The organism is Pseudonocardia bannensis, assembly GCF_012911875.1.
Taxonomy (GTDB): Bacteria; Actinomycetota; Actinomycetes; order Mycobacteriales; family Pseudonocardiaceae; genus Pseudonocardia; species Pseudonocardia bannensis.
In genome coordinates, this window is sequence record NZ_JAAXKZ010000186.1 from 1 (window position 1) to 7921 (window position 7921).

Below are 7921 nucleotides of genomic sequence, written 5' to 3' on the forward strand. Positions count from 1 at the left end.
GGCCGTGGGCACCGGGCCGTCGGGTCGCGCTTCCGGGTGCATCGTCGCTGCTCGTGACCGGTCGGCGACGTCGGGTCCTTGATCCGGGCGGGCCGCCGGGGGGCGCCGTCCGGGCGCGACGACACGCCGGTCGGCGGAGCGAGCAGTGCGTTCGCCGATGCCCCGCCCGGGTGGCCGGAACTGACGGGGGACGGGGTTAACCTGACTCATCCCTGCGGTCCGTGGTTCCCGGCGATCCGGGCATCGCGTGCCCGCGTCGTCCGCTCGAGGAGAGGGAGTGCGCGAGCCTCTATGACCGGATCGTCCTCGAGCGGCAGCGACAGCTTCGTCCATCTGCACACCCACACCGAGTTCTCCATGCTCGACGGTGCCGCGCGCCTGGACGACCTGTTCAAGGAGGCGTCCCGGATGGGGATGCCGGCGCTGGCCATGACCGACCACGGCAACGTGTACGGCGCGTACGAGTTCTGGCGCAAGGCCAACGCCGCCGGTGTCAAGCCGATCATCGGGATGGAGGGCTACCTCTCTCCGGGGTCGCGGCACGAGCGCAAGCGCGCCACCCTCGGCGGTCAGACGATCAGCGACGACAACCCGGGTGAGATGTACACCCACATGACGCTGCTCGCGGAGAACACCGAGGGCATGCACAACCTGTTCCGGCTGTCGTCGCTGGCCAGCCTCGAGGGCTACTACTACAAGCCCCGCATGGACCGGGAACTGCTGGAGACCTACGGCAAGGGGATCATCGCCACCACCGGCTGCCCGTCCGGCGAGGTGCAGCGCCTGCTGCAGCAGGACAAGTTCGACGCCGCGTGCCAGGCCGCGAGCGACTACCGCGACATCTTCGGGCCCGACAACTTCTTCTGCGAGCTGATGGACCACGGCATCGCGATCGAGAAGCAGGTCCAGGAGGACCTGTTCGCGCTGAAGAAGAAGCTCGGCCTGCCGGGTCTGGCCACCAACGACCTGCACTACACCTATGCCGAGGACAACAAGCCGCACGAGGTGCTGCTGTGCGTGCAGACCGGCAAGACCCTGGCCGACCCGAACCGGTTCAAGTTCGACGCGCAGGACTTCTACCTCAAGTCGCCGGCCGAGATGCGCGCCCAGTGGGACGGTGAGTTCCCCGAGGCCTGCGACAACACCCTCCTCGTGGCCGAGCGGGTGAACGTCAGCTTCACCGAGGGCCAGGACCTGATGCCCCGGTTCGACGTGCCCGAGGGCGAGACCGAGGCGTCGTGGCTGGTCAAGGAGGTCGAGCGGGGGCTGCACCGGCGGTTCCCGGACGGCATCCCCGACACCCACCGCAAGCAGGCCGAGTACGAGGTCGGCGTCATCTGCCAGATGGGCTTCCCGGGGTACTTCCTGGTGACCGCCGACCTCGTGCAGTACGCGAAGGAGAACGGCATCCGGGTCGGCCCGGGCCGTGGCTCGGCGGCGGGCTGCCTGGTCGCCTACGCGATGGGTATCACCGACCTCGACCCGATCCGGCACAAGCTGATCTTCGAGCGGTTCCTCAACCCCGAGCGCGTGTCGATGCCCGACATCGACATGGACTTCGACGAACGCCGGCGTGGCGACATGATCCGCTACGTCACCGAGAAGTACGGCGAGGACCGGATCGCGCAGATCATCACCTACTCCACGATCAAGGCGAAGGCCGCGATCAAGGACTCCGCGCGGGTGCTGTTCGGCCAGCCCGGCTACTCGGTGGCCGACCGCATCTCCAAGGCCATGCCACCCGCCGTCATGGGCAAGGACATCCCGCTCTCGGGCATCTTCGACCCGAGCCACAAGCGCTACTCCGAGGCCTCCGAGGTGCGGGCGCTCTACGAGAGCGACCAGCAGGTCAAGGAGATCATCGACACCGCCCGGGGGCTGGAGGGCCTCAAGCGGCAGTGGGGCGTGCACGCGGCCGGCGTGATCATGTCGAGCAAGCCGCTGATCGACGTCATCCCGATCCAGCGCCGGGAGTCCGACGGCGCCATCATCACGCAGTTCGACATGGGCGCCTGCGAGACGCTCGGGCTGCTCAAGATGGACTTCCTGGGCCTGCGCAACCTCACCGTCATCGACGACGCTCTGATCAACATCGAGATGAACGGCAAGCCGCCGCTCGATCTGGACAACCTCGAGCTCGACGACCCGAAGGCCTACGAGCTGCTGGCCCGCGGGGACACGCTCGGCGTGTTCCAGCTCGACGGCGGCCCGATGCGCGACCTGCTGCGCCGCATGGTGCCGACGACGTTCGAGGACATCTCCGCGGTGCTCGCGCTGTACCGGCCGGGCCCGATGGGCGCGAACGCGCACAACGACTACGCCGACCGCAAGAACGCCCGGCAAGAGGTCAAGCCGATCCACCCGGAGCTGGCCGAGCCGCTGGCCGACATCCTGGGGGAGACGTTCGGTCTGATCGTCTACCAGGAGCAGGTCATGGCGATCGCGCAGAAGCTGGCCGGGTACTCGCTCGGCAAGGCGGACCTGCTGCGCCGCGCCATGGGCAAGAAGAAGAAGGAGATCCTCGACAAGGAGTACGCCGGGTTCGCCCAGGGCATGAAGGACAACGGCTACTCGGCCGATGCCGTCAAGACGCTCTGGGACATCCTGCTGCCGTTCTCCGACTACGCGTTCAACCGCGCGCACACCGCCGGGTACGGGCTCGTCTCGTACTGGACGGCCTACCTCAAGGCCAACTACCCCGCGGAGTACATGGCGGCCCTGCTCACCAGCGTCCGCGACGACAAGGACAAGGCCGCGGTCTACCTCGCCGAGTGCCGCAAGATGGGCATCACGGTGCTGCCGCCCGACGTCAACGACTCGGTGCGCAACTTCGCCCCGGTCGGCGACGACATCCGCTTCGGCCTGGGCGCGATCCGCAACGTCGGGTTCAACGTCGTCGACGCGATCGTCGCGGCGCGCAAGGACAAGGGCGCGTTCACCGACTTCTCCGACTTCCTGCGCAAGGTCGACGCGGTGGTCTGCAACAAGAAGGTCATCGAGTCGCTGATCAAGGCGGGCGCCTTCGACTCGCTCGGCCATCCGCGCAAGGGCCTGCTGCTCGTGCACGCCGACGCGATCGACGCGGTGATGAGCACCAAGAAGGCCGCGTCGATGGGGCAGTTCGACCTGTTCGGTTCGATGGACGGCGGCTCCGACGGCGCTGTCGACGACGCGTTCGGCGGAATCTTCGACGTCAAGGTGCCCGCCGAGGAGTGGGACTCCAAGCACCGGCTCGCCGTGGAGCGGGAGATGCTGGGGCTCTACGTCTCCGGGCACCCGCTGCACGGCGTCGAGGGCGTGCTCGCCGCGAAGGCGGACACCCCGATCCAGAACATCCTCGACGGCACGGTCGGCGACGGCGCCCAGGTCACGGTGGGCGGGATCCTCGCGAACGTGAACCGCCGGGTGAACAAGAACGGCGAGCCCTGGGCGTCGGCGCAGATCGAGGACCTCGCCGGTGGGATCGAGGTGCTGTTCTTCCCGCGCTGCTACCAGGTCGTCGGCGTGGACGTCGCCGAGGACGCGATCGTCCTGGTCAAGGCGCGGGTGAGCAAGCGCGACGACCGGGTGTCGCTGATCGCCAACGACCTCGCGGTGCCCGATCTGGCGGCGGCCGGTGAGGAGAGCGGTACGCCGGTCGCGGTGAGCCTGGCCGCCTCGCGGTGCACCCCGCCGGTGGTCGCCAAGCTCAAGGACGTGCTGACCAGCCACCCGGGGCCGCGACCGGTGCACCTGAGCCTGGTCAACGGCACCCGGACGACGGTGCTGCGTCTGGACGACGCGTTGCGGGTGACGGCGAGCTCGGCGCTGATGGGTGATCTGAAGGCGCTGCTCGGCCCGGGTTGCCTGGGCTAGGCGCCCGGGTCGGGGCAGCGCCGATGCGGTCAGTCGCCGGGTCGTCGGTAGGACTCGCGGGCCGACCCGGCCTTCTCCAGGACCCTGGTCAGGTCCGTCGGTGCGATCAGGGCGTGGGTCTCCAGGTGGGCGAATGCTCCGGTGGTGTTCACCGTCAGGGAGACCGCCGCCGCATCCTGCGCCTCCGGCGCGTCGAAGATGACCAGGCCGTCCCGGTCGCCGAACATGTAGTAGAGGGACTCGAGTTCCCCGCCGACGCTCTCCAGCAGGCCGCGCACGGCGGCCGTCCGGTCCGCGGGCTTCATCATCATCCGCTCCCAGGTCTCGGGTGTGTAGCTGAAGAACAGCACGTACTTCGACATCGCGATCCTCCAAACCCTGGGTGGGCGCGCCAGTGGACCACCGTCGCGACGGGCCGAGGGAGGGTCGGAGGACCCGCCGAAGGCCCCGATCCGTGCCCGGTCGGCCCGTCCGGCGCCGCGGTGGACCGGGTCGCGGCCCAGCCGGAGTGGGCGCCGCGTCCATGATCAGCGTGTCCGGGACGTCTGCCGCACCCGTGCAGGCGAGGTCCCATTTCCGGCGATCATGGGGCCGGCAGCCGGCGGGACGGGTCCCGGGTCGACGGCGCTGGCGTACGAGCACGGCAGGTCCCGTCCGGGACCACGATGTCGGCTTCGGACCTGATCGGGGTGACCGCGTCGACGCCGACCGCGTGCGCGGTCCGCGTCGCGAGCAGGGTGCGGCCCCGCGCGGCACTCGCGGCGGGCTGGTCAGCTCACGCTGCTGACCAGCCGGTGCCAGTGCTGCTGGGCCTCGTCATCCCAGCGCGAGTGCAGGGTCTCGAACAGTGCGGCGGCCCGGGCACCCGCCCACTGCCGGGGGAGCAGCTCACCGGGCAGCTTCGGGTCGAGGAAGGGGAACCGGCGCCACGCGTGCACGAGGTGGATCTGGTGGGCGAGCACGTCGGCGGGCGTGGCCGGCTCAGCGCCGCTGAACTCGGCGATGAACTCCTCGTAGGCGGCCTCGACCTCGGCCAGGTCCCAGGCCTGCGCGACGACCTCGGGCTGCTCGCCGATCGCGCCGAACGTCCCCACGAACGAGCTGGTCACCCCGTCCAGCTCGAGGTCGGCGATCACGTCGGCGACCTCGTCCTGTTTCGCCGGGTCCGGCGAGAGCCACACCCCCGGTGACGGCGAGCCCAGACCGGCCCAGGCCAGCCGGGTGCGCAGCCGGTGGCGCAGCTGGCGCCGCGACTCCGGCACGCTGACCAGCACCACGAGCCAGCGCCCGTCCCAGGGCGGGGACGCGGCGCCGAACCCGTAGATCCGGGCGGCGCCGGCGGACAGCAGCCGCCGGCCCGACTCGGTGAGCGACCAGCGGACCCGACGCCCGGCCCGGTCGGAGGACAGCAGGCCCTCGGCGGCGGTGCGGGCCAGGGCCTGGCGCGCCGACTTCTGCTCGACGCCGAGGCCGGCGAGGACATCGATGAGCACCTGGGTCCAGACCGGATCCGAGCGGGGGAGCACGAACTCGCCGAGGACGGTGAGCAGCAGCGACCGGGCGCTGGTCTGGCCGAGCTCGCGACGCCGGGAGAGCGCCGGGTGCCCCGGGCCGGGGTCGGACGCGGTCTCGCGGGTTCCGGTGGACATAGGACCTGCCAGCCTAGTGTGCGGCGGTACGGATCCGCCGTTCGGCGTGCGCTGACTAGCATCGCCCGCCGTGACCCCCGATCAGCTGTCGGCCACCGACCGCGAGCACGTGTGGCACCCCTACGCGCCGATGCCGGCGGTCGCAGCGCCGCTGGCGGTGGCCTCGGCCGAGGGGGTACGGCTGCGCCTGGTCGCCGAGGTCCACGGCCGCACCGAACTCGTCGACGGGATGTCCTCCTGGTGGGCGGCCGTGCACGGTTACCGCCACCCCGTGCTCGACGCCGCGGTGCGCGACCAGCTCGGGGTGATGAGCCACGTGATGTTCGGCGGGCTCACCCACGGCCCCGCGGTCGAGCTGGCCCGGCTGCTGGTGGAGGTCACTCCGGAACCGCTGCGGCACGTGTTCCTCGCCGACTCGGGCTCGGTGTCGGTCGAGGTCGCGATCAAGATGTGCCTGCAGTACTGGCGCTCGAAGGGGCGGCCGGGCAAGCACCGGCTGCTGACCTGGCGCGGCGGCTACCACGGTGACACCTTCGGCGCGATGAGCGTGTGCGACCCCGAGGGCGGCATGCACTCGCTGTGGACCGACGTGCTGCCGAAACAGGTGTTCGCGAGCGCCCCGCCCCGGGACTTCGAGACCCGCTACGTGGCCGAGCTCGCGGAGCTGATCGAAACCCACGCCGACGAGCTGGCCGCGGTGATCGTCGAGCCGGTCGTGCAGGGCGCGGGCGGCATGCGCTTCCACGACCCGCGCTACCTGCACGTGCTCCGCGAGCTGTGCCTGACCCACGACGTGCTGCTCGTGTTCGACGAGATCGCGACCGGGTTCGGCCGCACCGGGGAGCTTTTCGCCGCGGACCACGCCGGGGTCAGCCCTGACGTGATGTGCGTCGGCAAGGCCCTGACCGGCGGTTATCTCACGATGGCGGCTGCACTGTGCACGTCGGAGGTGGCGCGCGGGATCTCCGACGGCGAGGCCGGCGTGCTCATGCACGGCCCGACGTTCATGGGCAACCCGCTGGCGGCCGCGGTCGCCCGGGCCTCGGTCGGGCTGCTGCTGGAGCGGGACTGGCGCGCCGAGGTCCGCGGGATCGAGACCGCGCTGCGGGCGGGCCTCGCACCGGCCCGCGCACTGCCGGGGGTGGCCGACGTCCGGGTGCAGGGCGCGATCGGCGTGGTCCAGCTCGATCACGAGGTGGACATGGCGGCGGCGACGGCGGCGGCGGCGCGCGCGGGGGTGTGGCTGCGTCCCTTCCGCGACCTCGTCTACACGATGCCGCCCTACGTCTGCACCGCCGAGGACCTGGCGGCGATCACGGCGGCGGTGTGCGCCGCCGCCGCGGCGGGCTGACCTCTCGATCGGTGCCGTCACGGGTCGTCCGTCGCTCGCCGACCGGGCCGTGTGACCCCCGTCCACCAAGATCCACTCGATCGGGGCCCCGAGCGTCGGGACGGGTGGCGGTGATGGCCCGGCGTGACCGGCCGGACCACTCGCGCGGACCTCGCGGACGGGCCCGCCCGGGCGCGGGCGACCCTTGATCAACTACTGATCGTCACGTGGGTGGCGAAACCGGATGGTTCGGGCGAACCGGACGGGAACCGTGTTCATCTGATTCCGGTTCTCTGGGAGCGCACGCAGGCGCCCCGACGCACTCGTGCTCGCCGCTCCCACGCCGATCCACCCACGGAGGACCGCCCATGGCCGCGTCGACCCCCGATCCGTCCCAGCACGCCCCGCCCGGCCGCAGGCTCGACATCCTGCGCGCCGACCTCGGCGCGTCGCTGGTCGTCTTCCTCGTCGCGGTCCCGCTGTCGCTCGGGATCGCGCTCGCCTCCGGCGCACCGGTCATGGCCGGGCTGATCGCCGCCGTCGTCGGCGGTGTCGTCGCCGGGCTGCTCGGCGGCTCCGTGCTGCAGGTCAGCGGCCCGGCCGCCGGGCTGACCGTGGTGGTCGCGGAGCTGGTCAACCGCTTCGGCTGGCAGGTCACCTGCCTGATCACGATCGGCGCCGGCCTGCTCCAGATCCTGTTCGGGCTGTCCCGGCTCGCCCGGTTCGCCCAGGCCATCCCGCCCGCCGTCGTGCACGGCATGCTCGCCGGGATCGGTGTCACGATCGCGCTGGCCCAGCTGCACGTGGTGCTCGGTGGCGACCCGCAGGCCAGCGCGGTGGACAACGTGCTGGAACTGCCCGAACAGCTGCTGGGCCTGCACGGGCACGCCGCGATCGTCGGGCTGTGCACGATCGGACTGGTCCTGATCTGGCCGCGGCTGCCCGGACGGCTGCGTGTCGTCCCCGGCCCGCTCGTCGCGGTGACCGCCGCGACCACCCTGGCCGTGCTCTGGCCCGACGTGCCCCGGGTCGACCTGCCCGGCGGCCTGCTCTCGGCCGTCACGCCGCCGTCGCTGCTCCCCGAGGG

The 7921-nt window shown here is 71.3% G+C and carries 5 protein-coding genes; 3 read left to right on the forward strand and 2 right to left on the reverse strand.

What is annotated here, in order from left to right:
- Positions 1 to 291 precede the first annotated feature (291 nt).
- Positions 292 to 3855 carry a DNA polymerase III subunit alpha gene (gene dnaE, locus HF519_RS28475; RefSeq protein ID WP_169416071.1) on the forward strand — a complete coding sequence of 1188 codons (3564 nt, stop codon included), beginning with the start codon at positions 292 to 294 and terminating at the stop codon, positions 3853 to 3855.
- A gap of 29 nt (positions 3856 to 3884) precedes the next feature.
- Here dnaE and HF519_RS28480 read toward each other — a convergent pair whose 3' ends face one another.
- Together HF519_RS28480 and HF519_RS28485 are read right to left on the reverse strand one after the other, a co-directional pair.
- The gene (locus HF519_RS28480; RefSeq protein WP_169416072.1) at positions 3885 to 4217 is read right to left on the reverse strand and encodes a GYD domain-containing protein; all 333 of its coding nucleotides are present in this window, start codon (positions 4215 to 4217) and stop codon (positions 3885 to 3887) included.
- A gap of 408 nt (positions 4218 to 4625) precedes the next feature.
- The gene (locus HF519_RS28485; RefSeq protein ID WP_169416073.1) at positions 4626 to 5504 is read right to left on the reverse strand and encodes a PaaX family transcriptional regulator; all 879 of its coding nucleotides are present in this window, start codon (positions 5502 to 5504) and stop codon (positions 4626 to 4628) included.
- A 70-nt stretch (positions 5505 to 5574) separates the two neighbouring features.
- Between HF519_RS28485 and HF519_RS28490 the strand changes: the two genes are divergently transcribed.
- Positions 5575 to 6855 carry an adenosylmethionine--8-amino-7-oxononanoate transaminase gene (locus HF519_RS28490; RefSeq protein ID WP_169416074.1) on the forward strand — a complete coding sequence of 427 codons (1281 nt, stop codon included), beginning with the start codon at positions 5575 to 5577 and terminating at the stop codon, positions 6853 to 6855.
- Between the two features lie 347 nt (positions 6856 to 7202).
- A partial coding sequence (locus HF519_RS28495; RefSeq protein ID WP_169416075.1) for a SulP family inorganic anion transporter occupies positions 7203 to 7921 on the forward strand: 719 nt, incomplete at its 3' end.